The organism is Mesorhizobium sp. M7A.T.Ca.US.000.02.2.1 (assembly GCF_003996995.1).
GTDB lineage: Bacteria > Pseudomonadota > Alphaproteobacteria > Rhizobiales > Rhizobiaceae > Mesorhizobium.
In genome coordinates this window covers 1-393 of the sequence record NZ_RZTT01000935.1, presented here as the reverse complement: position 1 = coordinate 393, position 393 = coordinate 1, and the positions used below count along the sequence as shown (strand labels likewise).

The following is a 393-nucleotide window of genomic DNA, read 5'->3' as shown; positions in this document are numbered from 1 at the left end:
AGACAGGCTCATAAGCGAAGGACACACCATCGAGCTCGATGGGCAGCGGCCGCCCCGGCGGCAAGCCCTGCCCGCCATCCCGCGCCATCGGCGCGGGGTGCTCATCCAGCTCGTTCTGCAGGGTCTCGGCCAGCACTCGGGCCATCGTGACCTCGCGGACCGCGCTCGCGATCATTTCAAAGGGACGGTTCAGTTGCAGGAGGATCATGCTCACCAGCACGACCTGGTTGAGCAGGTCGGGCGATTTCAGCGTCAGCACCAGCATGGCGAAAATACTGGCGTACTGCACGAAGACGAGAGCGCCCTGAACTCCGCCGTAGCCCAGCCGGACCCAGTAATACCGGAGCCATTCTTTCCGGGCCGCCTGGGCATAGCCCTCGTACAAATCGAGAA

The 393-nt window shown here is 63.6% G+C and carries 1 pseudogene; it reads right to left on the bottom strand.

The features are described 5' to 3' along the window. Positions 1–393 (bottom strand): annotated as a pseudogene (locus EOD15_RS36195) (hypothetical protein); the annotation flags it as partial.